This window comes from Pseudomonas sp. SH10-3B (genome assembly GCF_019891415.1).
Classification (GTDB): Bacteria; Pseudomonadota; Gammaproteobacteria; order Pseudomonadales; family Pseudomonadaceae; genus Aquipseudomonas.
Window position 1 is genome coordinate 57,562 of record NZ_JAFLXD010000028.1, and the last position, 24,588, is coordinate 82,149.

Consider the following 24,588-nt stretch of genomic DNA (forward strand, 5'->3'; position numbering starts at 1 on the left):
CATGTTCGACAGAATCCTGGCTTTATTCGTGCTGGCACTGGTATTAGGCGTGCCCCTGGGCCTGATCTTCCTGGTCACCGGGCAGTTCCTGATGGACTTCGTGTTTTTCTACCCGCTGTTCATGTCGGCGCTTTGGATCGCCGGCGGTTTGTACTTCTGGCTGCACTGGGAGCGCCACTGGCCCTGGGACGAAGACACCCCGGCGCCAACCCTGGCCGGCAACCCGCTGATCTCGATCATCATCCCTTGCTACAACGAAGGGGATAACGCCGCCGACACCATCCATGCGGCGCTGGGTCAGCTGTACCCGAACATCGAAGTGATCGCCGTCAACGACGGTTCCAAGGACAACACCGCCGCCGTCCTCGACGCCCTGGCACTGGAGCATCCGCGCCTGCGGGTGCTGCACCTGGCGCAGAACCAGGGCAAGGCCGTGGCCTTGCGCATGGGCGCCGTGGCCGCGCGCAGCGAATACCTGGTGTGCATCGATGGCGATGCGCTGCTGGATAAAAACGCGGCGGCGTATATGGTCGCGCCGATGCTCGACAACCCACGCCTGGGCGCCGTCACCGGCAACCCACGTATCCGCACACGCTCGACCTTGATCGGCCGCGTGCAGGTGGGTGAATTCTCCTCGATCATCGGCTTGATCAAGCGCACCCAGCGTGTATTCGGACGGATCTTCACGGTGTCCGGTGTGGTGGTGGCGTTCCGTAAAAAGGCGCTGGACCGCATCGAGTACTGGAGCACCGACATGATCACCGAGGACATCGATGTCAGTTGGAAGCTGCAACTCGATCACTGGAGCATCTTCTACGAGCCCCGCGCCCTGTGCTGGATCCTGATGCCCGAGACCGTCGGCGGCCTGTGGAAGCAACGCCTGCGTTGGGCCCAGGGCGGTGCCGAAGTGCTGTTCAAGAACATCCGTGGCATCTGGCAATGGCGCCACCGCTACCTGTGGCCGCTGCTGTTCGAATACTGCCTGTCCACCGGTTGGGCCTTTACCTTCATGTTGTCGGTGATCTTCTGGGGCGTGGGCAAATTCATCCCGATGCCACAGGCCATTGCGGTGGACTCACTGATGCCACCGGCGTTTACCGGACTGGTGCTGGCGATGGTGTGCCTGTTGCAGTTTGCGGTGAGCATCCTGATCGACCGCCGCTACGAGAAAGACCTGTGGAAAACCCTGTTCTGGACCGTGTGGTACCCGATGGTGTTCTGGCTGGTCAGCCTGTTTACCACCCTGGTCAGTTTTCCCAAGGTGCTGTTCAACCAGCACCAGAAACGTGCGCGCTGGGTCAGCCCGGATCGCGGTATCAAACCGGCTGAAGAGGAGGCGTGAGCATGAAACTGGTCAGAACTCGCCAAAGTACCGTGATGTGGATCATCGACGTGATCCTGACCTTGATGGCCTGGGCCGGACTGGTCTGGCTGCTGGCGCGCGGGATCAGCTCGATGCTGGACACCCGCGGTGGCCCACGCATCGAGGCGCCGATCTTCGCGGCGCTCAATACCCTGCAGATCTACCTGTGGATCGCGTTGTTCAACGCCGTGATCCTGGTCACCTGGGCACGCTACCAGCAACGCAAGGGGCGCAAGTTCGCCCAACGCCGCGCCGAGGCCAAGGCCCTCACCGACCAGAACCTGAGCGACAGCTTCAGCCTCGCCGAGGGCGACCTGGAGCAACTGCGCCGGCCTGGCGTACTGGTGATCCACAACGACGAAGACGGCGGCGTGTCGGAAGTCAAAGCCCACGTCTCCCGCGACGTGGAAAAACCAGGCTTGACCCTCGTGCCTGGCGCGTCTCAGAACAAAGACGCCAGCTAAGGCTGTAAACCCAATCCAATGTGGGATTCACTGTAGGAGCGAGCAAGCTCGCTCCTGCAAAAGCCTTAACTGACTGGCATTAGGGCAAGCCCCCTCCCATAAGGGGCTCTCACCCTGCCAATACCGGTTATTGCGATCCAATTCACAAAACCCCCGCGAACTTATCGGCTTTTTTCGGTACTAACTTATCTCGGAAAGAACTTGATGGCCAAATAATGGCAATTCCAAGTTCTCCGACGAATAGCCATCAAAACAGCTGCCGCCTGTCGGACTAATACTTGGCGTTAAACCTAGGCAGTCTGTTTTATTGTTATTAATCAATTAGTTGCGTGATTAACTAGTACGCAAGTGCAACTAACCCAGTTTCTTGGGCTGGCGCACTTTCGATGTTAGTTTCCCGGCCCTTGAATTTCGACGGATCGAACATGTCTTTGTTATTGCCACGGACTCGGTATTTTCTATGCACTTTGCTGCTCGCTTATTTGAGCGCAAACAGTGCCTTGGCCGCCCCTACGCCGGGTGATCAGGACCTGATCCGCGACCGGCAGAACCGCCTCCTCGAAGAGCAGCGCCGGCGCCTGGAAGAACTCCAGGACCTGCCCGGCAAGAGCAACCAGCCACAGGCCCCGGCACAGCCTGCGGACTCACGTTGCTTCCCCATCCAGGACATCGAGCTCAAGGGCGCCGACAGCCTCTCCGCTGCCGACCGTAACCGCCTGCTTAAACCCTATATCGGCCAATGCCTGGGCGTTACGCAGCTCAATGAACTGCTCAAGGTCATCACCGACGACTACATCGCCAAGGGCCGCGTCACCAGCCGTGCCTACTTGCCACAACAGGACCTTTCCAGCGGCCATCTGCAAGTGCTGGTGGTCGAAGGCAAACTCGAAGGCATAAAGGGCGCCCAGGGCAGCACGGTCACCGACCGCGAGCTGGCCATGGCGTTTCCCGGCAAGGTCGGCGAGGCCCTCAACCTGCGCGAAGTCGAGCAACTGGTGGATCAACTGAGCCGCTTGCCGTCCAAGCAGGCGCAAATGGAACTGACCCCCGGCACCCAGATCGGCGGCAGTGAAGTGCTGGTCAAGAACCAGCCGCAAAAGCCCTGGCGCGCCAGCCTGTCGCGCAATAACGACGGCCAGAAAAGCACCGGCGAACAGCAGTGGGGCGCGGGCCTTGAGTGGGACAGCCCGCTGGGCCTGGCCGATCAACTGATCCTGCGCGGCGGCCACGATGCCATCAGCGACCACCAGAAAACCTCGAAAAACAGCATGCTCTACTACAACGTGCCGTGGGGCTGGTGGAACTTCAGTTACACCTACAGCGAGAGCGAGTACCGCACGCCGGGCGACCTTGACGGCTACAAGTACAAGCAAACGGGCGACAGCCAGAACCACCAGCTGCGTGCCGAGCGCGTGGTGCATCGCGATGACGTGAGCAAGACCTCGGTCAACGTCGGCTTGACGCATCTGCGCACCAACAACTACTTCAACGACGAGCGCCTGGACGTCAGCAGCAACCGCCTCAGCGAGTTCCAGGTGGGCATCAACCACGGGCGCCGCATCGGCAATGCCTTCGTCAACCTGGATGTCGGCATGCAGAACGGCACCGGCGCCTTTGACGCCCAAAAGGATGACCAGGAACGCATCCGCGGCAACCTCACCCCAACCCCGCGCTACCGCAAATACACCGCCACAGTGAGCTACCTGCAACCCTTCACGCTGTGGGGCGAATCGTTGAGTTTTTCCAGCCTGGCCACCGGACAGCGCAGTGAAGACGTGCTGTACCCGGCGCAACGCATGAGCCTCGGCGGCTCGTACTCGGTGCGCGGGTTCAAGGACCAGCAACTGACCGGCGACAGCGGCGGCTACTGGCGCAACGAAGTGCGCTGGGCACGCCCGGTGACCCTCGACTGGATGCGCCCGGCCTTCGCCGAATACGGCGCCAGCGTCGGCTATGACCAGGGCGTGATTCGCAACGATCGCTACAACGATGACCAGCACGGCAGGGTGTCGAGTAACTCCCTGGAGCTGTTCGCCCGCGGCAAAAACGTCAGCACCAGCGTGACCTTTGCCCACTCCCTGGAGCGACCTGGTGTGATGACCGAGCGCGAAGCGCCGATCTATTTCCGCCTGGATTTCTACCTGTAATTCAACACCCGCAGCCTTTGAGATTTTGAATATGGACGTTCGCCCCGTTACTGCCCTGAAAACCCTGAGCCAACGCGGCCTGGCCTTGATCCTGGCCAACGCGCTGTTCTGGCAGCCACTGCTGGCCCAGGCCGACGGGATCGTGGTCAGTGGCCCGGGCACCACGCTTGGCCAGGCCGGCAACGGCGTGCCGGTGGTGAACATCGCCACCCCTAACGGCAGCGGCCTGTCCCACAACCAGTTCAAGGACTACAACGTCGGCCCCAACGGCGTGATCCTCAACAACGCCAACAGCATTGTGCAAAGCACGCAACTGGGCGGGATCATTGTCGGCAACCCGAACCTCAAGGGCGGCGCGGCGAATGTCATCCTCAACGAAGTCAAAGGCGGTAGCCCCAGCCAATTGCGCGGCTACACCGAAGTGGCGGGCCAGTCGGCCAAGGTCATCGTCGCCAACCCCTACGGCATCAGCTGCAACGGTTGCGGGTTCATCAACACCCCCAACGTCACCCTGACCACCGGTAAACCGGTGATCGATCAGGCCGGGCAACTGAAAAGCTACCAAGTCGACGGCGGCGCCGTGACCATCGATGGCAAAGGCCTGAACGCGAGCAACGTCGACCACTTCGAGATCATCACGCGTTCGGCCAAGATCAATGCGCAGATCAACGCGAAACAACTCACGGTGATCGCCGGGCGCAATGACGTCGATGCCCAAAGCCTGAAAGCCACCGCGCGCGCCGACGACGGCAGCACCAAGCCGGAACTGGCCATCGACTCGTCGGCCTTGGGGGGCATGTATGCCGGTGCGATCAAACTGGTGGGCACCGAAGCCGGTGTGGGCGTGAAGCTCGACGGCACACTGGCCGCCAGTGGTGGTGATATTCAGCTCGACGCCAACGGCCACCTGAGCATGGCCCAGGCCGCCGCCAGCGGTGCGGTGGACATTAAGGCCGCGAGCCTGGAGACCAAGGGCGCTGTGTACGCGGGCACCACCCTCAAGGCACAGACCAAGGGCACCCTGAAAAACAGCAAGACCCTCGCCGCCCGCGACAGCATTGCCCTGGCCAGCAACGGCCAGCTGACCAACAGCGGCATCATCGAAGCCGGGGTCAACCCCGACAACACGCGCAATGCCGGTGGCGACGTCACCCTCGACAGCCAGCACCTCACCAACACCGGTACGGTGATCGCCAATCGCAACCTCACCGCCACCGCGCAAAGCCTGGATAACCACGGCGCTACCTTGAGCGCCAAGCAGGCGCTGAACGTCACCGCCGCCAGCGTCGACAACCGCAACAAAGGTCGCCTGCTCAGCGATGGCGCACAGACCCTCAACGTCAGCGGCCTGCTGGACAACAGCCAGGGCGGCATCATCGACAGCACCGGTGCGTTCACCCTTAACGGCAATACCCTGGATAACAGCGCTGGTAACCTGACCGCTGGCGGGGCGATCACCCTGGATTTGATCGGCGACCTGATCAACCGCAACGGCAAGCTGGCCAGCGCCGGGCCGCTGCTGATCCAGCGCGCCGCGCACATCGATAACCAGGGCGGCAAGCTCGCCAGCCAGGGCTTGCTGACGGTATTCGCCAACAGCATCGACAACCGTAACACCGGTACCCTGGCCGCCAACGATGGCCTGGCCCTGACCACCAGCGGCCTGTTGCAAAACAGCGGCAACGGCCTGATCCACAGTGAAAAGTCTGGCGTGACCATCACCGCCGGCACCCTCGACAACAACGGTGGCCGCATCGCCGCCAAAGCCGGTGATGCGCAGATCGACGCTACGGATTTCAACAACGGCAGCGGCGCGCTGTTTGCTCGGGATCGCGTGCACCTGACCGGTAAGAATGTGGATAACGGCGGCGAGATCGCGGGTAACCGCATCGACGTCAGCCTGAAGGGCGCACTGACCAACCGTGGTCTCATCGAAAGCGCCACGGCCCTCGATGTCGAGACCGCCAGCCTGAACAACAGCGGGCAAATGCGTGCGTTGGGCACCAGCGGCAAGACCCGCTACGCCATCGGTGGCCTGCTCAACAACAGCGGTAGCCTGGAGACCGCCAACGACCAATTTAGCCTCGCCGCCACCCGCTTCCAGAACACCGGTGGCAAGGTGTTGCATGTGGGCACCGGGGTGCTCGACCTCAGTGGCATCAGCCTCGATGACGTGGGTGGCAGCCTGGTCACCAACGGCGACCTGACCTTCGACAAAGTCAATTGGACCAACAGCACCGCGATCCAGGCCGGGCGCCTGACCGTCAACGTGGATAACCTGCAACAGACCGCCACCGGCAAACTGCTCGGCACCCGCGCCCTGGTCGGCAGCGGCAAGGACTGGACCGTGGGCGGCAGCGTCGCCAGCCAGGGCAGCCTGGATCTTTCGGTGGGCAACCTGCTCAACGACCACGGCCTGATCTTCAGTGGCGGCGACCTGAACCTCAAGGTCGAGCGCCTGAAAAACCTCGGCGCCACGATCTACGCCATGGGTAACCTGCGCGTCGACCGCGACGGCCAGGGCGGCTTGGCCACCAGCATCATCAACAGCTCGGGCACCATCGAGAGCGAGCGCAACCTGGTCCTGGCCGCCAGCACGATCCAGAACATCCGTACTGTGCTCACCACCGAGTCCGGCATCTACAGCGCCTCCATCACTCCCACAGCCTGCATCTTTCGCGTGACCGGTGGCGACTGCGAAGGCGGCAAGCAAAACCGGCCGTTCCAGATTACCCAGCGTGATCACTTCATCGTCAGCGATGCCACGGCAGCGTCCAGCATCACCTCGGGCGGCAACATGCTGCTCACCGGCGGCGAACTGCTCAACAGCAGCAGTAGCATTGCCGCCGGTGGCGACCTCACGGCCGTCGTCAACCAACTCACCAATGTCGGTGTAGTGACCCACGACACTCAGTACGATCGCATCTTCACCTCCGCCCGTGAGCGCAAGCCCGGTGCCTGGTACCGCGAAGCCGCTGCGTTCACCCAGCGCTATTCGGCCGGCCAGGACATGAGCGGCGTCGAAGCAGGCCTGGCCTCGTTCATCGGCAAGATGGAGAGCGAGCAGATCGCCCTGCGCAAGACCACCCAGTTAAGCGCGCCAGACCAAAGCTACGCCGCCGTCATCCAGGCCGGCGGCAGCGTGGATGTAAAGGCTCAGGCCGGCATCGACAACAGTGTCGTGCGAGGTGGCTACACCTACGTCGGCAGCGGCGCCAACACCAATGCGCCGGGCTACTCGACCCTGGTCAGTCTCAACCCGCAACTGCCACCGGACGTGGCCCAGCAACAGGTCAACCCGCTGGGCCTGCCTGGCTTCGACCTGCCCACCGGCCAGAACGGCCTGTTCCACCTCAACGACAGCGATGGCGCCAAAGGCCTGCCCACCAGCCAGTTCGCGGCCAGCCCGCATAAGTACCTGATCGAAACCAACCCGCTGTTCACGGATATGCGCAAGTTCCTGGGCTCGGACTACATGCTGACCAAGCTCGGCTATGACCCTGACACCGCGCAAAAGCGCCTGGGCGATGGTTTCTACGAACAGCGCCTGATCCAGCAAGCCGTACTCGCCCGCACCGGCCAGCGCTTCATCGACGGCCAGACCAGCGACGCCGACCTGTTCAAGCACCTGATGGACAACGCCATCGCCAGCAAAACCGCGCTTAACCTGTCGGTGGGCGTAAGCCTCACCGCCGAACAAGTCGCCGCCCTGACCCACGACATCGTGTGGCTGGAAAGCACCACCGTCGCCGGCCAACAAGTGCTGGTGCCGGTGCTGTACCTCGCCCAGGCCAGCAACCGCCTGGCACCCAACGGCGCGTTGATTTCCGGCACTGACGTCAACCTGATCACCGGCAGCAACCTCAACAACGCCGGTACGTTGCGCGCCACCGGCAGCTTGTTGGCGAACGTCGGCGGCAACCTCACCAACAGTGGGTTGATGGAAGCCGGTGGTCGCCTCGACCTGCTCAGCGGCAACAACCTGACCAACCGCGCAGGCGGTGTGATCAGCGCAGGCAACGTCAACCTCGCCGCCGGCGCCGACCTGCTCAACGAACGTAGCGTCACCACCCACGAAAGCGCCAGCAACTACCGCACCGAACGCAGCGACTTCGTCGACAGCGCCGCGCGCATCGAATCGGCCAACGATTTGGCCATGCAGGCTGGCGGCAACGTCAACAACATCGGTGGCGTGCTCAAGAGCGGTGCCGACACCACGGTCAAAGCCGTGGGCGACGTCAACATCACCGCCTCGAAAACCCTCGACAGCGGCGCGATCGGCAACCGTTCCAGCTTCAGCACCATCGCCCAACAGGGCTCGGTGGTCGATGCTGGCCGCGACTTGCATGTGATCGCCGGGCGCGATATCAGCGCCGTGGCCAGCCAGGTCGAAGCCAAACGCGACGTCAACCTGATTGCCACCCGCGACCTCAACGCCATTGCGGCGGCCAACGAGCAACACTCCACGGGCAACACGAAAAAGGTCAAGAGCATCGAAGACCACGTGCAGCAAGTGTCCAGCGTGATCAAGGCCGGCGGCGACGCCACCCTGAGCGCCGGGCAGAACCTGCAACTGGTCGCCAGTCAGGTCAATGCCGGCAACGAGGCGTATCTGGTCTCCGGTAAAAACCTCGAGCTCAAAGCCGCCGAAAATCAGGACTACAGCTTCTACAGCAAGACCAAGAAAACCTCCCAGGGCAAAAAATTCCGCCTGGATGAAACTGACGTCGTGAACAACGTTGGCAGCCTTGTCAGCGCGGGGACGAACAGCACAGTCGTCGCCGGTGCAGACCTGCTGCTGGCTGGGAGTGCCGTCACTGCTGAAAAAGGCGCCACACAACTCGTGGCCGGCCAGGACGTGAACATCCTCGCCGTCAGTAACGCCGACAGCGCCCGCCACGAGCGCAAGGAAAGCAAAAGCAGCTGGGGCGGCCTCAAGTCGAGCAAAGTCCAGGACAAAGTCGACGAAAAACGCACCACCGCCATGGGCAGCATGGTCTCCGGCGAAACCGTCACGGTCGCCGCCAAACGCGATGCCACGGTCACCGGCTCGTCCCTGGTCAGCACCGGCGACCTCGCCGTCCAGGCCGGCCGCGACCTGACCATCGACGCGGCGCAAAACACCTTCGCCCGCACCGACATGCACAAGGAAAAAAATCGCGACCTCACCGGCGTGCTGACCGGCAACAAGCTCGGTCTGGACGACATGACCGGCAACCAGAAGCTGTACATCAACAGCTCGAAGCACAACGGCACAGCCAATGAAATGACCTTGACCGGCAGCACTATTGGTTCGAGCGCGGGCAATGTGTCGTTGACGGCGGGGCGTGAGTTGAAGGTGGTGGCCAGTGATCTGGTGAGCACCAAGAACATGGAGTTGAGTGGGGCGAATGTCACCGTTACTTCGGGGATGGAGACGGCCAGTCAGACCAGTAAGGACAGCTCAAAAAGCTTGGCGGTTGGGCGAGTGATTGCGGGCACCGTGGTCGACACCGCCAACAGCATCCGCGACGCAGCCGAGGCGGCGCGCAGCTCCGACGATCCACGCCTCAAGGCTGTGAAGATCGCCCAGGCGGCGCTGTCGATGTACAACCTGAATAACCAGGCGGGCGATCTCGCTAAACAAAGTACCGGCTTCAAGGACAAGACTGGTGGCTCTGCCGGCAACGGGTCGCTGATCAAGATCGGTACCGAACTGGCCAACACCCGCACCAAAAGCAGCAGCGAATACACGGCGCAGACCGCTCACCAGAGCAACCTCAACGCCGGGGGCAAACTGTCGATCATCGCTGCGGGCGATGCGCCGGGCACTGTGGGTGACTTGACGATTACCGGCAGTACGTTGAAAGCCGACAGCACGTTGCTCTCCGCGAAAAACAACATCCTGATGCAAAGCGCACAGAACACCACCGATCGCAAAAACGACGGTTCACGCAACAGGACCGCTATCGGTGCCAGCTTCAACATAGGCGAGCAAAACGGTTTCACCATCGACCTCGGTGCACAAACCGCCAAGAACCTTGGCTCTGGAGGCTCGGTTACCCAGGTCAACACCACGTTGGACACCGGCTCGCTGGTACTGCGCAGCGGCCAGGACACCAGCCTGATCGGCGCGCAGGTACGCGCTGACCGTATCGATGCCAACATCGGCGGCAACCTCAACATCCTGTCGCGCCAAGACACCGAAACGTCCAAGAGCAAGCAGAACAGTGCGGGCTTCGGTGCGAGCATCTGCATTCCGCCGATCTGTTATGGCTCCCCAGTAACCGCGTCCGCGAACCTGGCGGCGTCGAAGATGAACAGCGACTACCAGGCCGTCACCGACCAGAGCGGCTTCTTTGCCGGTAAAGACGGCTACGACATCAATGTCGGCAAGACCACTACCCTGCAAGGCGCGGTGATTGCTAGTGAAGCCAGCGCTGACAAGAACCGCCTCAGCACGGATCGTCTGCTGGTCAGCGACATCAAGAACAAGAGCGAAATCGAGAGCAAGTCGGCGGGCATGAGCGTCTCTGGTTCTTACAGTAGCGGCGCGAGTACCCTCACGCCGGGTGCCTTGTATGGAATGTCGCTGAACGATTCGGACCACAGCTACACGCGCAGTGCCGTCAGCGAAGGCACGATCGTGGTGCGCAACCCTGAAGGCGCGGGTGACCTAGTCGGCCTGAACCGCGACACCGCCAACGCCAATCAACGCCTCGACAAGCCTGATGAAAAGGCCATGCAGGAACGCATGGACCTGATCAAAAGCTCGATGGAGCTGACCAAGGGCATTGGCGACGCGATTGCTGCGGCCAGGATCAGGGCCGCTGACGACCCTAACAGTGACGTCAACAAAGCCACGCGCCTGAAGTTGATTGATGAGGGTATCGCCAATCCGACACAGGCTCAGATCAGCCAGCGTGCCCAGCAGGATTATGGCGTTGGCAGCAGCTTCCAGAAGGCCAGCCAGGCAGTGACTGCCGTGGTGCAAGCGGCGATGGGTGGCAGCGTAGGTGGGGCGTTGGCGGGGGCGGCGGCGCCATATCTGGCAGAAACAATCAGGGACAGGACCAAGGGCGACCCTACAGCCAATCTGATGGCCCATGCGGTACTGGGTGCTGTGCTCGCCAAGGCTGGCGGTAACTCAGCACTCGCTGGTGCAGCCGGTGCTGTGGCGGCAGAGGAAACCGCACGTCTGATCAAAGAGAACCTGTATGGCGATGTCAGTAACGAGAACCTGACCCAGGCGCAAAAGCAGACGATCTCCAGCCTCGCGACCTTGGCGGGTGGCCTTTCAGGATCGTTGTCCGGCAAGGGCGCACTGGATGCGGTGGCAGCGGCTCAGGTTGGGAGGAATGCGGTTGAGAATAACTATCTCAGCGTGCCGGAAGCGACCCGTAAGTTTGTGCTTTCACGCAAGCAAATGCTGGGCACCATCACTGACAAAGAAAAAGATGAACTCGCGTATATAAACGTTATCGATAAAGATCGAGATGAAGCGATTCGCGATGCCTGCACTACCGGAAATTTGTCCAGTTCCGCTTGCGGTCGTTTGATCGAACCTGCACGTCAGGCTCTTGCGGAATACGAGGCTCCTGTCTCTGTCCGTCTGCTTTATAAAGAACTTTACCCGGCTGATGCAAAAAATGCCGAGGCTGCATTACGTGGCTTAGACGATGCCAGCATTCTCCACGACATCGTGATAACGGACCTTGCGAGCCGTTCTGAGAAAACGCGGGCGGAAGTTGAGCAACAGTATGATTTTGTCATGACGATGCATGCCATCACGGCGGCGATTGCTGGGGGGTACGGATTAAAAGGGTTAACGTCTACTACAAAAGTGCCTGCATCGACTTTGATTTCTGGAGAGGCCAAAGTTGTCGGAACCGGAAAATCAGCAGCAAACGACGCGAGCTTTAATGTTCCCAAAGGCTACACACAAGAAATTGATGGAACCGTGAACGGCCCCGGTGGTGGGACTTACAAACCTACCGGAACGCAGGACGCCAATGGCAATCAGGTGTTTCTGGCCGGTAATGGTAACTACTACACGTTGACCGAGGATAGAGCGACGCGAATTGTTTCTCCTAATCCGTCCGCCGGAATTGGAGCAACAGGGAAAATCGGGGAGGATGCCCTAAAACCATTGGGTGGTCAGTCTCAAGTTACCTTCCAAACGACCCAAGGCGTGCGTGTCGTCGACCAGCTAGCTCCAGGTGCTTTGGCTCATGAGTCCAAGGTTGGATACACTTCACTCGACGCCAATACAGCCCTTCAGGTGATGAAGGATACGGAGCTCCTGAGCCGCGGTATGGTTAATGGGGTAACATGGAATTTTTATAGGAGCCCCGTCACAGGACGCGTTGGACCTGCGCCAGCCCTTGAAAAAGCTTTGTCCGACGCGGGAATCAAAATTAAGGTGCATTGATTATGGAATTTACAACCGCCTATACGCCAGTCACAGATTTTTTTTCATCTATGAATTCGAAAGAGCTAAATAGTTTTTATGAACTCTTTATGCTTAATAAACCCTACTGTTTAGATGAGTTAATTCAAGCTGTTTGGCATACGCCGGGATATGAAAGCTGGAACGCGGATTTTTCCCCGGAATCTTTAGATGGTGTGGCTGAGTGGTTAGCTTCACGGATTTATAAAGAGCAACTGTCATCAACGGTTAACGAAACAGGAAATGATTCAATTGCCGGCACGGCTGATTTGAACACACCTGTTCTATCCGAAGAGGCAATGTCTTTGGCTGTTTTAGTTGGAATGTATTATGGTGAAGTGGCGGTTCGAAATAACCCTGAACTGAGCTGGAGTCAGTTAAAAGGTAATAAGAAACAGGCGGATTACGGGCAGCCTGTTATATCCGCATCTGGCTCGCTGCCTACCAATCCAGTAAGAGTTGCTCATGCATTCGCGTGCGCTATTGCTGATGGATCAAAGACATTAGGTCGGCTTCGAGAGACATATAACTATTGGATGCAATTAATAAAGGCTAAATAAGATGTGCAGTGACGTGCAAGTATTTCACTGTGTCGTTTGTCGTAACTGTGATTGCGCTATCCATTAGGGGGCAGGCCACGTTTTTGTTTGAATGCTTGTGGAGAAGCAAATCTGGAGGTGTTACGTTCTTTAACAATTGGCTTTTTTATTTCATTTGTCTGGGAAGTTTTTAAGCTGGGCGGTTTTTAAAATAACCGCCCATTTTATTTATGAAATTTTTGAGTTCAACTTCCGGCCAATCACATCCAGCAAATCACACCCATCTCGCAGCGGAATTGCCAGTAACAGCGCAAAATCGTGAAGCACAATCGCATCACTGCTGATCTCTTCCCGAAACGCGAGGTTCTCCAAAAACTGAGTCACCGCACGAATGCGATACGCGGCGGCATCATAGAGAACATCTAGGGGCGCTTGCGTGTCGATCACCAGCGCGGGGATGGTTGAGTCATGGCCTGTAAGCGGCATGTATCTATTCATAGGTAAAGCCTCGGTCGATGTAATGAAAGCTGTCACCTATCGTCGCCAAACGAATGGGTGACAGCTGTACGCAGGTTGGCGAACCGGGACCGAGTTCCGGCAGACCCGAAGGTCTCCCGCGCACAGCTGCCATAAAGCAGCGATGCGGGTACGGAAACCCCTGCAAGCAAGCAGAAAGCTTTCGCATACGGTCAACGGATCGCCAAATCCGATCGCCCTTTTGGACGACCGGCGGACTATAAGTCCTCAGCGTAAAAACACGCAAGGCATCAAAAGGCCAACGTCGCCCTGCGAGCCGGCGCCAACCTCAACGCCATCGCGGCAGCCAACGAGCAGCATTCGACCTACAACTCGAAAAAATCAAAAGCATCGAAGACCACGTCCAGCAAGTCTCCAGCGTGATCAAGGCCGGCGGCGACGCCACCCTGAGCGCCGGGCAGAACCTGCAACTGGTCGCCAGCCAGGTCAATGCCGGCAACGAGGCCTACCTGGTATCCGGCAAAAACCTCGAGCTCAAAGCCGCCGAAAACCAGGACTACAGCTTCTACAGCAAGACCAAGAAAACCTCCCAGGGCAAAAAATTCCGCCTGGATGAAACCGATGTGGTGAACAACGTCGGCAGCCTCGTCAGCGCCGGCAAAAACAGCACCGTCGTGGCGGGTGCAGACCTGCTGCTGGCTGGCAGTGCCGTCACCGCTGAAAAAGGCGCCACGCAACTGGCGGCCGGCCAGGACGTGAACATCCTCGCCGTCAGTAACGCCGACAGCGCCCGCCACGAACGCAAGGAAAGCAAAAGCAGCTGGGGCGGCCTCAAGTCGAGCAAAGTCCAGGACAAAGTCGACGAAAAACGCACCACCGCCATGGGCAGCATGGTCTCCGGCGAAACCGTCACGGTCGCCGCCAAACGCGATGCCACGGTCACCGGCTCGTCCCTGGTCAGCACCGGCGACCTCGCCGTCCAGGCCGGCCGCGACCTGACCATCGACGCGGCGCAAAACACCTTCGCCCGCACCGACATGCACAAGGAAAAAAATCGCGACCTCACCGGCGTGCTGACCGGCAACAAGCTCGGTCTGGACGACATGACCGGCAACCAGAAGCTGTACATCAACAGCTCGAAGCACAACGGCACAGCCAATGAAATGACCTTGACCGGCAGCACTATTGGTTCGAGCGCGGGCAATGTGTCGTTGACGGCGGGGCGTGAGTTGAAGGTGGTGGCCAGTGATCTGGTGAGCACCAAGAACATGGAGTTGAGTGGGGCGAATGTCACCGTTACTTCGGGGGTGGAGACGGCCAGTCAGACCAGTAAGGACAGTTCCAAGAGCTTGGCGGTTGGGCGCGTGATCGCGGGCTCGGTAGTGGACACCGCCACCAGCATGCGCGACGCCGTCAAAGCGGCCCGTAGCGCTGATGACCCACGACTCAAGGCAGTCAAAATCGCCCAGGCAGCCCTCGCCGCCTACAACCTGAATGGCCAGGCTTCGGACGCCAATGCGCAAAGCTCCGGCTTCAAAAACAAAACCGGCGGCACGCCCGGCAACGGTTCGCTGATCAAGATCGGTACTGAACTGGCCAATAACCGCAGCAAGAACGGCAGCGAACTCAACAGTGTCACCGCCAAGCAGAGCACGCTCAACGCAGGGCAAGACTTGTCGATCGTTGCCACGGGCGCAGCGGCGGGTACTCAGGGTGATATCCAGATCACCGGCAGCAGCTTGAAAGCCGCCAACACGTTGTTGTTAGCCAAAAACGATGTGTTGATGCAAAGCGCACAGAACACCACCGACCGCAAAAACGAAGGGTCGAAAAATAAAACCGCCATTGGCGCCAGCTTCAATATTGGCGAGCAAAACGGCTTCACCCTCGACCTCGGAGCGCAGGGTGCCAAGAACAATGGCAACGGTAACTCCGTCACTCAGGTCAATAGCACCCTCGATACAGGCAGCCTGTTGTTACAAAGCGGTGGCGATACCACCCTCAAAGGCGCCCAGGTTCGTGCGGACCGTATCAAGGCAGATATTGGCGGCAACCTCAATATCATCTCCCTCCAGGACACCGAGTCGTCGCGCAGCAAACAGAGCAGCGCAGGTTTCGGCGCGAGTATCTGCGTCCCTCCGTTCTGCTATGGCTCTACCGTAGCGGGCTCGGCGAACCTTGCCGCCGCGAATATGAACAGCGACTACAAGGGCGTGACCGACCAGAGCGGTTTGTATGCGGGCACGGGCGGCTACGACATCAATGTCGGCAAGACCACCACCTTGCAAGGCGCGGTGATTGCCAGTGAGGCGTCAGCTGATAAGAACCGGCTCAGCACGGATCGGCTGATCGTCAGCGATATCAAGAATGTCAGCGAGATCAAAAGTCAGTCTGCTGGTATTTCGGTGTCTTCCAGCAGTACCAGCGGTGCGTCGATGGGCGGCAGCATCCCGATAGCGCTCAAGGAGAAAGACCATAGCTACACCCGTAGCGCGGTCAGCGAAGGCACGATTGTGGTTCGCAATGCCGAAGGTGCCAATGACCTGGTGGGGTTGAATCGCGATACCGCCAATGCCAATCAGAAACTCGACCGGCCTGATGAAAAGGCCATGCAAGAGCGTATTGACCTGATCCAAAGCTCGGCGCAGTTGGCCAGTGGGGTGATCAGTGCGGTGGGCAAGGCGAAGGCGGATGAGGCGAAAGCACTGGCCGATAAAGCCAAAACCCAGACCGAAACCGGTTCGCCGGATGCCGCTGGAACGGTGCTCGCAGCGAATGCCGCTTATGCGGAAGCCAAGCGCTGGCAGGTCGGTGGCGACAAGAAGTTAATGGCTGACATTGCTACTGGTTTGATCGCGGCAGGGCTGGGTGGTGCACCTGTTGGAACGACGGTTGGCATCGTTGCCAACACGGCCTCCAGCGATATCTTCAACAAAATTGGTGATTACGCCCACTCACGCGCGACTGATCCGAAGGCAGATGCGGCCACTCGGGCGGCTTGGGCTGAAGGCGGTGCGGCACGTGTGATGTTGCACGCGTTGGCAGGCGCGGCTATGGGGCTGTCCAGTGGCAGTGTGCAGAGCGGCGCGTTGGGCGCGGGAGCTTCTGCGGCCTTGACGCCTATTGTCACGGATGCGCTGAAAAACACCATTGTTGAGCGACAGAACCGAGACGCCATTTCCGTGCTGATCGCTACAGGCATCGGCGCTGGTGCGGGCTCGGGTGCTGGTCTGTCCGGGGCTGCAGTCGGAGGGAACAGTGCGGCCAAAGTCGAAATGTTCAACCGTCAGATGCACCCTGCGGAAGTTATGGCGCTGAAGACACAAGTCAGTGCGTTGGCGGCTGAGGCCGGGATCACTACGGCCGAGGCTGAGAAGCGCTTGGCCAGAGGGCTTGTGTACTACGTCGATGCGACTTGGAACAAAGTCGTTGGCGCTCATCAGGATCAGCCGGATCCACTCACACTCAAATACTTGGGGATCGCGCTAGCGCCCTTAGGGGATAGCTACAGCAAGCGAGTTGAAATGGGTGACGTGCCTGTTATCGCCGGTGCGAAAAAGACTTATACGCCTGACGAAACTGTTCGTTTACTTCAGGACTATCGCGTCAATAATTCCGGCAGCTACAACAAATCTGAGATCAATGAAGAGTACCTAGTCGGCAAGTTGGATCCCGTCGTGAACCAGCAACACGACTTTTATCGGAAAAACCTTGGTTATAACTCGTCGCTTGGCGATCTGCTGGAGGGCGCAGGAACAGGAATTCCCCAGGGATTGGGTGAGGGGGCAGCGAATACGGCTCGTGGGTTCTGGGCGCTTGGCATGGGCCTTGTTACCGACTTCCCCGGTGTCAGCTCGCGAATGGCCAATGGGTTAGTCGCTTTGGTATCTGGGCGTGGACCAGAGGCTAATACCCACGACGAAGCGCAGGGTTTCCTGTATCTGCTCCAAGGCGATGAAGTCGCCAGGGCCAGGTTGGCGGCAAAGAGTTCTGCTGAGTTTGCGTTGGCGATGATTCCTGCGGGCAGAGCAGGTGCGGTAGGCAACCTAGGAGGGCTAGCCAAGGGGGCTGAGGGCGCAGCAGAATTGGGAGCAGCTACAAAGGCTTCAGCTAAGTCCGGTGAGCTGAGTGTGGGCAAAAATTGGGCTGGCACAGTTGATAGCGAAGCCGGGCTGGCCGGGAGACCTCTTACGGTTGTTCCAGGAAGATTTGATAATGAAATTGACTGGGCGCTTAAATCAAATGTGATGGGAGAGGTATTAGAGGGACAAGTTGGAAGGGCATTGAGCGAAAAAGGGATGCTTTTGGATTATCAAAGCAAATTCAGGTCTGGTTTTGTTGATGGGAAGCCTGTTGGCATTGGCGAGATTGATGCTGAAACACCTCGCTTTATCATTGAAATTGCCAGCAGTCCGAAGCCTGGAAAAATCGAACAGTTACAGAAATTACAAAATAACACTATGCTCAACCCTGATCGTAAGGAGGTCATACTTTTTGCTCCGAAAGTGGTTAAGCCGCAGCAGATCAAAGCTTACGAAAAGGTAGGGGTTAAAGTAATTAATAGTGTCGACGAACTGTTCGAGTATGGTGCCAAAAAAGGAGGGTTGTAATCGTGAGCGACTCAGCTTCAATTATATCGGATGTGGCAATTGATGAAGATGCGTTTGCTGATTTTATCCACTCTATAGGCGGAGTCGTTAGTATCGGAAAACGTAATCGTGGAATATTGAATTGGGACGAGGCCACTTTGTATATTTCATTACTCAACTCCGAAAAATTTATGAATTTTTATGATTCGCAAGATATTCTCGATTGGGGAAATTTGTTGGGTGCCCCTCCTAAGACAATGATCGAAATGCAGTTGGGTCATTCGAAAGGCTCGATGGAGATGTATTTATGGTTGGCATACGAATTTGGCAAGAAATGGAATTGTGTTGTAGATGACGTTAATGCGGTGACGCTTAACTACTCCGAAGTCTGTGACAGGTACACAAGGTCGAGTATGAAATAGGAGAAAATAGGGGTCAGATAACGATTAGTGTGCCAATGTATATTGGTGGTTTGACCCTATTGTTACTCGCTAAATTTTTTGCCATAAAATCAGGTGGTAATTATGAGTTATGAGCATAAAGCATTTATTTTTGATATTGATAGTTTCAATCGTGAACTTAAGCCGTTGTTGGAGAGCTGTTTGCGCTCGGGAAGTATCGACCAGATGCGGGATTTCATTGTTTCTAATAGGCAGTCTCTAGTTGATCCATATGAAGGTTTTGCGTTAGAGGATGGCTGGGAAGATATGATTGAAAGCAAGGACGTTCATCAGTATGGGGATTTCGCACTTACGAAATATTATTCGCCTACTGATGACCGAGGGCTTGGCTTATGGTGGAGTATTTCTCAAGAGCTGTTTTCTGATAAAGGTAAATTAGGCTTCTCGCCTTTTTTAGGTACGCCGTTAGGTTCGGGATCAAATTTCTTTGATCCTGGGAAAATGGGTTCTTACTTCCAGGCTCAACATGAAGTGAGCGAAAGCCTAAGTAGGGTTTTGGAGGTCGAAGGAAAAGTTTCAGATGATGCGTTTGAGGCTGTTAGAGAATTTAAAAAAATGCTTGAGCAGGCGATAGACGAAAAAAAAGGGGTGTATATAACTTTTTAAGAATCAGGGTCAGACCACCGTCACAATCCTTAGCCAGTTAACAGCGATTAAAGGTTACGTGGATTGGCGAGCCCAGCAGTAATATGCGCGGCGCCAGCATTTACATTATTAAGGACGATCAATGAAACCCGCAAAATTCTCCCTCCAGGCCTTCCTGATGGCCTGCCTCATCCCCGGCTGGGGTTTGGTGTATGTAGGCCGCACGCAGTGGGGTATCCGGGTCGCAGCGTTGTTGCTCGGCGGGGTCGTGCTGATGGGTGCCTTGGGGTTGGTCACCACACCCCTTGGGCTGTATGCATTCTTCGCTTTCGTCATCACGGTCAAACTGACCTCTGCCATCGTGTCCGCCGTGTTGGCTCGTCGCTATAGCGGTCCGCCCAATGTGCCGCGTAAACGCTTCCATGCTCTTTACGTCGGTGTGGTGGTGATCCTGGTGCTGACGCTGGACGTCTTTCGGGTGCCGTTGCTGGGCTTCAAAAACTATTACATTCCGTCGGGATCGATGGTTCCGACGTTGTCGATTGGCGACTACATCATGTCGGACCTGCGGGCTGGCGATCCCAACGTGGGGGATATCGTGGTGTATCGCTGGAATGGCACCGAGGCGGTCAAACGGGTGGCGGGAATCGGTGGTGACACTCTGGCCATCGTCAATGGCGAACTGATCCGCAACGGTGAGAACCTGGGTTTGTTTCACGCACCGGCTGAGCGCGTCAAAAAGGACTACTCCCTTGAGTTGGCGCCACTCCAGGTAGCGCCGGGGCATGTGTACCTGTTGGGCGACAACCGTGATGTCAGCAACGATAGCCGCTTCATGGGCCAGGTTGCGCTTGATGATGTGGTGGGCAAGGTCTCCGGCATCTGGTTCTCGAATGAACGAGCGCGTATCGGGACGACGTTTCCATGAGCTTTTCGAGTATCGGCTGTCGGATCGCCCAGTGGCTGTGCCTGCTGCTGATGTGCGTCAGCGCCATCGCGTTCATCCTGGCCTGGGCCTACCTCTATCGTGATTCGTCTTGGTTGGGCACGGCCGCGGCGGGTTTCGTCTGGGGTGGGATCGGGTTGTTGTTCGCGTGTGTGTTTGAACGGTCTCGAACCGCCGCCGCCACGTTGCGATTCATGCTGACTCGGACATCGGCGTTGCTGGTGTTTGCGGCCGGGGTGGCCTATCTGGTTGGCCTGTTGTGGGTCGGGCCGGAGCAGGACTTTATGGACGCTCAGTTAAAGGGCGCGTCGTGCGGTAAGTACACGGGCACGATTGAGAAAGGGTGGGAGCAAATCTGCGCCCGTTCACATTCAGAACAGCCACAAACGCCATGAGGTTAAAGCCACCGCGTATGGACGCGAGCGGGCATGTACAACGTGTGCCGGCCTCAATGACATCTCTTCGACTTTTGGATAAATGACTGTATGAGCGAATCAGTATCGGCCGCAGGCACCTGGAACCTCGCCAGCCCAGGCAAGCGCCTGCTCGGCTATTTCATCGATATGGCCGTGGTGCTTTTCCTGCTGTTTTTGAACCGAAACCTGGACTACGCCTATTTCTATCTGGGCTCTGCAGGAGGCCCGGCATTGTTTGATGCCCTCCACTATGTGCTGCTGTTTTCAGCCTTCGGGTACTACTTGTTTTGCGATGCCTTGCCCAATGGCCAGAGCTTGGGCAAGCGGGTATGCGGCACGGCCGTGGTGGGTTACCCGTACCCCACGAACTGCACGCTGTTCCAGTCGTTCCTGCGCAATTTTCCGAAGATGCTGTTCAGTGTGCTGGACGGTCTTTTTGTACTGTTCGGCCTGCGTCGTCGCTTGGGCGATATGTTGGCCAAGACGATTGTCATCAATACCTGAGCAGGGCGGCCTGGGCGGGCCGCCCGCACCCTTCAAACACTCCGCAATGTGATCGACTACACAACTTTCCGACACAATCCTGAACCTTTTCATACATTTGAAGGTCATTACCGCGCCCACCCACGCGCGGTAGGGCTGCATGGACTGCAGCGTTTTCAAAAACATTAAGGATTGATGTGAGCTTTTTTCCCCTTACTCCCTTGTTCGCCACTGCCTCTCGCGGTGCGAATGGTCGTGCCTGCGTATCAGGCATGTGCGACGGGAGATGCATCCGAGTCCCTTGATCCCTTCACTCGATACACCTACTGCCGCCGGGCCTGTTGGCGGCTTTGACCTGTAGTTCATGGAGTCAGAAATGAAGCGTAAGCAGTTCCAGAAAAGCCTGTTGGCAATCATGGTCGGCGCAATCAGCACGCAGGTGCTGGCGGTGGAAGTTGACCTAGGGGCAGGCAAAACCCAGTTCGTCAGCGAGAATTACAACGAGTCGCTGATCCTCACCGGGCAGACCACTCAGGTCACCACCCCGAACAATTCGCCCCCTGCCGGGCTGGGTGTCGCCGATACCCATATCCAGGGTTCGTTGATCAACCGCGCTGACATCACGCTGAATGCCGACGGCTACACCGTGCGAGGCTTTGCCCTGGACCCGATGTTCTGGACCGGCCCGCCCAACCTCAGCCCAGGCTCTGTCACCGGTGACGTGGTACAGGCCGGCAATATCCTGATGAACAACGGTGGCGACGAGGGTCTTGAGATCGGCAGGACCACCATCGGTGGCAGCGTGATCAACTCCGGCACCATCATTTCGACGGCACCTTCGGCGCCCGCACCGCCACCTTTCTATATCGGCGGGGGCGAGGGGATTTACCTGCACGGCACCACCATCGGCGGCGATGTGTCCAACACCGGTCTGATCGACATGGCCGGCGAAGGCGCGATTGGCATCGTGCTGGATCGCGACAACAACACCCCCACCACCATCGGCGGCAAGATCCTCAACTCCGGCACTATCAAGGCCACGGGTGAAGGCGCTTGGGGCATCGAAGTGGAAACGGATACCAGCCCGCTGCGTATCGAGAACAGCGGCTTGATTTCTGCCAACGGCAATGACGCCCAAGGCATATTTTTTTATAACGGCACCATCGATTACATCCTCAACACCGGCACGCTTGAGGCCAAGGGTACCAACGCCAATGCCTTCCAGTTTCTGGAGGCAACCTTTGCCCAGAACAGTGCGAGCGGTTCGCGCGGCATCGTCAACCGAGGCACAATCACCGCCGATGGCACGGCGATCCTGGTCGGTCCCGACCAAACCTCGCCGTTCGAAATCAACCAGCAAGCCGGCGAAATTCGCAGCAATTCCGGCACCGCCATCGATGCGCGCAACCTGGCAACCTTGAACTGGACCGGCGGCAACATCATCGGCGATATGCTCAACCTGAGCGCCGTGAATATCGACGGCCAGGCCGGTTTCACCGGTAATCGCATCATCGCACCGGTGTCGGTCAACTCGGGTTCGCTGAACCTCTCGGCCCCTGGCACCGCCATTACCGGCAACCTCAATGTGGCCAATGGCGCCGGCATTGATATGCACCTGTCCGACAGCGTTGTGCCGACCACGCCGTACCTGACCGTCAACGGCGCCGCCAACTTCGCCCAGGGGTCAAAGCTGACCGTGAGCGCCAACCCAGGCGACTTCGCCAGCACCAATAACGGCACCGAATACACCCTGCTGCAAGCCACCAGCGTGCAAGACAACGGCCTGTCCGTGGCCAGTTCTTCCTCTCTGCTCGACGTGCTCAGTTACTCGGCCGATGCGCAGACGGTGAAGACCGTGGTGGCGGTCAAGGCCGACCAGCAAGTCCAGGCGGATCTCGCTGGCGTGGGCGCCACCAGCGCGGCGGTCACGGCGGTCAACACCTTCAAGAACGGTGTGTTGAGTAACCTCAGCGCAGACGATCAAGTCTTCCAGGCCCTGGCCAACGCCGGCACTGCAGAGCAACTGGCGCGGATCGGCGATCAGCTCAAGCCGGACGTCAACCGTGGCGCCCTCGACGTGGCGTTGTCGGGGCAAACCGTGGTCAACGGCGCGATCTTCAATCGCCTCACCGACCAGCGTGAAAGCCACCAGGTCGGCGGCGTGTGGGTGCAGGGCCTGAGCAGCAACATGGACCAGGACGGTCGTGGCGGTGACAACGGTTACTCGGCCAACAGCAGCGGCATGGCGGTGGGTGTGGACGGTCGTGTGAACGACACCACCACCCTGGGCGTGGCGTACAGCTACCTCAATTCCAACATCCATTCCGACCTGGGCAACAAGACCGACGTCGAAGGTCACGCGCTGTCGCTGTATGGCAACTGGTCGCTGCAAAACTGGTTTGTCGACGGCAGCCTCAGCTACGGCCACAACCAGAACGACAGCAAGCGTCATATCGCCGGCACCACGGCCAAGGGCAGTTACGACAGCAATGTGTTGTCGGCCAGCGTGATCGGCGGCTACAGCTTCAAGCCGTCGCAAGCGGTGGTGATTGAGCCGCGTGTGGCCGCGCGTTACTCCAGCGTGCGCATGGATGGCTACGACGAGAAAGGCTCTTCGGCGGCACTGAGCACCGGTTCGCAGCGTTATGAAGTGGGTGAGCTGGGCGCGGGCCTGCGCCTGGCCGGCAACCTGCCGATGGGTGCCGGCAGCTTGCAGCCGGAAGCGACGTTGATGGCCTATCACGACCTGATGGGTGATCGCGTGGCGCAAACCTCCAGCTTCGTGGCCGGTGGTTCAGCGTTTACCGTGACCGGTGCGTCGGTAGCCCGTGACAGCTACGAAGCCAGCGTGGGCGTGAACTACCAGGTGTCGGACTTCAGCGTCGGCGCCAGCTACACCCGCCAGGCGCGCAGTGGTTTTGATGCCGATGGCGTGATGCTAAAAGCGCGGTACGCGTTCTAAACCCCGTCAAGGAGGTCCGCTGTAAGTGTTGCGTGCGACAGCGCTAAATCTGCGACTTAGCGCTGTCGCTCAGTAACTTGAACCCTGTGGCAAGTCCGCTTGCCACAATTAGCGCCATTCACACAGCAGCCGGGTTACAGCAACTTGCGCTGCACCGCCTCGTCCAGCGTACTGCGCGTCAGCGCTTCGACCACTTCCCGCGTGTCCGCCTGGAACGGGATGCCAACGATCAACAGCAGCTGTATCCAGGTGCGTACCGATTCGCTCTTTTTCACCCGTCCCAACTCTTTGCCGTCCTTGTCCTTGAACACCGTTTCCAGGGTGAAAGTGTTCTTCGCCGTAGTCGGGATGATGGCGAACGTCACGCCGCTGATGATCGTCAACGCCATGCTGAACTGTTCGTTGTTGTGCAGCGTGGCATCGACGTAGATATCCGAGTCGATCTTGTCAGTGCTTACCCGCGAGAAACGATTGGACTGGCGAAACGAATCGGCCACGGCCTTTTCCCACAGCGCCACCGGGGCGCCGACTGCCGCGTTGCCTGGGCCGCCGTTGACGTGGTTTTGCGCGGTGGTGTGCACGTACGCCGTGGGCTTTTGCGCCGGCGCGTTGGCGGTCGGTGGCCAGGGCTGTACGGCGGGCAATTCGTGCTGCGAGTAAGACACGCAGCCGGTCAGCAGGACGGCGGCGAGTACCAGGCTGTGTTTGATCAATCCTTTCATGCATCA

At 58.5% G+C, this 24,588-nt stretch carries 14 protein-coding genes; 12 read left to right on the top strand and 2 right to left on the bottom strand.

Annotation, left to right across the window (positions count from 1 at the left end):
• Position 1: 1 nt before the first annotated feature.
• The 5 genes from pgaC (at position 2) to J1G35_RS20080 (ending at position 12,962) form a co-directional block, all read left to right on the top strand.
• Positions 2–1,342: a poly-beta-1,6-N-acetyl-D-glucosamine synthase gene (pgaC, locus tag J1G35_RS20060; protein WP_053137608.1), complete on the top strand. Its 1,341-nt coding sequence runs from the start codon at positions 2–4 to the stop codon at positions 1,340–1,342.
• 2 nt (positions 1,343–1,344) lie between these two features.
• On the top strand, positions 1,345–1,827 hold the full coding sequence (gene pgaD / locus J1G35_RS20065) for a poly-beta-1,6-N-acetyl-D-glucosamine biosynthesis protein PgaD (RefSeq protein WP_053137611.1): 483 nt from the start codon (positions 1,345–1,347) through the stop codon (positions 1,825–1,827).
• A 425-nt stretch (positions 1,828–2,252) separates the two neighbouring features.
• Positions 2,253–3,974: a ShlB/FhaC/HecB family hemolysin secretion/activation protein gene (locus J1G35_RS20070; protein ID WP_223015825.1), complete on the top strand. Its 1,722-nt coding sequence runs from the start codon at positions 2,253–2,255 to the stop codon at positions 3,972–3,974.
• Positions 3,975–4,005: 31 nt separating this feature from the next.
• Complete coding sequence (locus J1G35_RS20075; protein WP_262417346.1) at positions 4,006–12,384, top strand: hemagglutinin repeat-containing protein; 8,379 nt, start codon at positions 4,006–4,008, stop codon at positions 12,382–12,384.
• A gap of 2 nt (positions 12,385–12,386) precedes the next feature.
• Positions 12,387–12,962, top strand: a complete 576-nt coding sequence (locus J1G35_RS20080; protein WP_133822175.1) for a hypothetical protein — start codon at positions 12,387–12,389, stop codon at positions 12,960–12,962.
• Between the two features lie 207 nt (positions 12,963–13,169).
• Here the strand turns inward: J1G35_RS20080 and J1G35_RS20085 are convergent, their stop codons facing one another.
• Positions 13,170–13,427 carry a hypothetical protein gene (locus tag J1G35_RS20085; protein WP_027608116.1) on the bottom strand — a complete coding sequence of 86 codons (258 nt, stop codon included), beginning with the start codon at positions 13,425–13,427 and terminating at the stop codon, positions 13,170–13,172.
• A gap of 410 nt (positions 13,428–13,837) precedes the next feature.
• Between J1G35_RS20085 and J1G35_RS20090 the strand changes: the two genes are divergently transcribed.
• From J1G35_RS20090 to J1G35_RS20120, 7 genes are all read left to right on the top strand, one after another.
• Positions 13,838–18,028 carry a hemagglutinin repeat-containing protein gene (locus J1G35_RS20090; protein WP_347709463.1) on the top strand — a complete coding sequence of 1,397 codons (4,191 nt, stop codon included), beginning with the start codon at positions 13,838–13,840 and terminating at the stop codon, positions 18,026–18,028.
• 2 nt (positions 18,029–18,030) lie between these two features.
• Entirely contained in the window at positions 18,031–18,429 is a 399-nt protein-coding gene (locus tag J1G35_RS20095) for a hypothetical protein (RefSeq protein ID WP_223015826.1), read from the top strand.
• Positions 18,430–18,531: 102 nt separating this feature from the next.
• Positions 18,532–19,074, top strand: coding sequence for a hypothetical protein (locus J1G35_RS20100; RefSeq protein ID WP_053135409.1), 543 nt, complete (start codon positions 18,532–18,534; stop codon positions 19,072–19,074).
• Positions 19,075–19,195: 121 nt separating this feature from the next.
• On the top strand, positions 19,196–19,981 hold the full coding sequence (lepB, locus tag J1G35_RS20105) for a signal peptidase I (protein WP_223015827.1): 786 nt from the start codon (positions 19,196–19,198) through the stop codon (positions 19,979–19,981).
• On the top strand, positions 19,978–20,394 hold the full coding sequence (locus tag J1G35_RS20110) for a hypothetical protein (protein WP_141156434.1): 417 nt from the start codon (positions 19,978–19,980) through the stop codon (positions 20,392–20,394). Before lepB ends, J1G35_RS20110 begins: the two co-directional genes overlap by 4 nt.
• 90 nt (positions 20,395–20,484) lie before the next feature.
• The gene (locus J1G35_RS20115; protein ID WP_223015828.1) at positions 20,485–20,919 is read left to right on the top strand and encodes an RDD family protein; all 435 of its coding nucleotides are present in this window, start codon (positions 20,485–20,487) and stop codon (positions 20,917–20,919) included.
• Between the two features lie 355 nt (positions 20,920–21,274).
• Positions 21,275–23,860, top strand: coding sequence for an autotransporter outer membrane beta-barrel domain-containing protein (locus tag J1G35_RS20120; protein WP_223015829.1), 2,586 nt, complete (start codon positions 21,275–21,277; stop codon positions 23,858–23,860).
• 134 nt (positions 23,861–23,994) lie between these two features.
• Here the strand turns inward: J1G35_RS20120 and J1G35_RS20125 are convergent, their stop codons facing one another.
• On the bottom strand, positions 23,995–24,582 hold the full coding sequence (locus tag J1G35_RS20125) for a hypothetical protein (protein ID WP_223015830.1): 588 nt from the start codon (positions 24,580–24,582) through the stop codon (positions 23,995–23,997).
• Positions 24,583–24,588 lie beyond the last annotated feature (6 nt).